2 protein-coding genes are annotated in these 1,395 nt (G+C 44.5%); both read right to left on the bottom strand.

The window, feature by feature from the left end:
• Positions 1-71: 71 nt before the first annotated feature.
• Positions 72-995 (bottom strand): alpha/beta fold hydrolase, encoded by a 924-nt coding sequence (locus A3766_RS25405; protein ID WP_068511827.1) that lies wholly within the window; start codon positions 993-995, stop codon positions 72-74.
• Positions 996-1,005: 10 nt separating this feature from the next.
• Positions 1,006-1,395: hypothetical protein (locus A3766_RS31590; protein WP_197479742.1), on the bottom strand; the 390-nt coding region annotated here is incomplete at its 5' end.

Raw genomic sequence — 1,395 nt, 5'->3', positions numbered from 1 at the left:
CGCCAACAGCAAGCAAGTCCGCTTCGCTTTTTGGACCCAAGCCTTTTAGATCTCTTAAACGCATCATAAACCTACAAACTAAATCGTAGTTTTTGTTTGATCTCTTGCGCCGTGCGCTCAGGCTGTTCTTGCATAAAACAGTGCCCACCCGGCATTTCAATAAAATCGTAATTCAAATTTGCTTCGTGAACTTTTGCTTTAGAGCGTTTCACAAAGGGGTAAGTCCGATCACCATAGAGCATGGTCATCGGTGCTTCAATGCGGCGAATCGCTGGCCATAGTCCCTTAGCATAAGCAGAGAAGATAGATGCTTCAATACGAGGCGGGCATTTCAAGCGCATTGAGCCATCGTCACTTTCAATCAATGCATGGTCAATATAAGACTTAAGACACTCATCTTTCCAGCCCTTAAAAGTACCTCGTTGGTATAAGTAATCCCAAACGGCCTGGAAGTTTTCCCAAGACTCTGTTCGAGCCTTGGCTTGTCGAACGAGGGGCATCCGCTTTGACAAACCAAGCGTCTTTAGGCTTGTCGCGGTTCGCGCCATCACTGGAGGCATATAGACAGGGTCCATTAGGATTCCCATATCGAATAATTTCGGCTGCCTAGACATAATCAGTGTCGACATGATGGCACCATAGCTATGCCCCATCGCGATGCGTGGCACCTTGCCCCACATACCTTCAAAATTCGACCATACCTCTGCAAAATACTTGGCACTTCGATTCCAACCTGGGTATTTTCCACCAGCATCACTGTCGCCATGCCCCTGACCATCACTGATAAACAAGTCATAATCAGCTTGAAAGTGCGATAAAAGATTTTCAAAAGTCAGGCCACAGAAGCCATTACCATGAATAAAGTGGATCATAGGCTTACCGCTAGGCTCGGTGTAATGGCCTCTTAAAGTCATGCCTGAACCGGTTTGGTATTCCCAGGGAATCAAACCTGAAATCACACTCTGCTTTCCACTTCTGCTTAAGGTATCTGTCATCAAAACTCTCTTACCGGTCTATCTCGCTTGATAATTCAGGCAGCTCATTAAAACTAACATTCGGGTAGTGACTGTCACGCACTTCGTGAATAAAGCGCAGCGTGACGAAAGCATCAAACCAGATATGAAAAGCGCGTTGAAAGCTTATCGAATCACGTTTTTGGGAAAGATGTTTAAATTGCTTCTCTATCTTCAAATTACAGAGCGCTTGAATCACTGCTGCACTATCGACATCACTCATTGTATCTTTAATCGCTTCAAACAGAAGCTCAGCAGACGAGAAGGACTGTCCTGAATTTGAAATGATACTTAGAAGTTTTTTTAACAGTTTGAAGCACTGTGGATGATAGAAAGTATAAACCTTGTCAGGTTTTTCCATGCGGCTAATTTTTAGCAGCGC

The sequence above is a fragment of the Oleiphilus sp. HI0132 genome (assembly GCF_001635845.1).
The sequence above is the reverse complement of the archived record's forward strand: the minus strand, read 5'-3'. Positions and strand labels throughout refer to the sequence as shown.

Bases quoted from the DNA above. Each gene is read 5' to 3' on its own strand.
- A3766_RS25405 (WP_068511827.1), bottom strand. From the start codon at position 995: ATGACAGATACCTTAAGCAGAAGTGGAAAGCAGAGTGTGATTTCAGGT.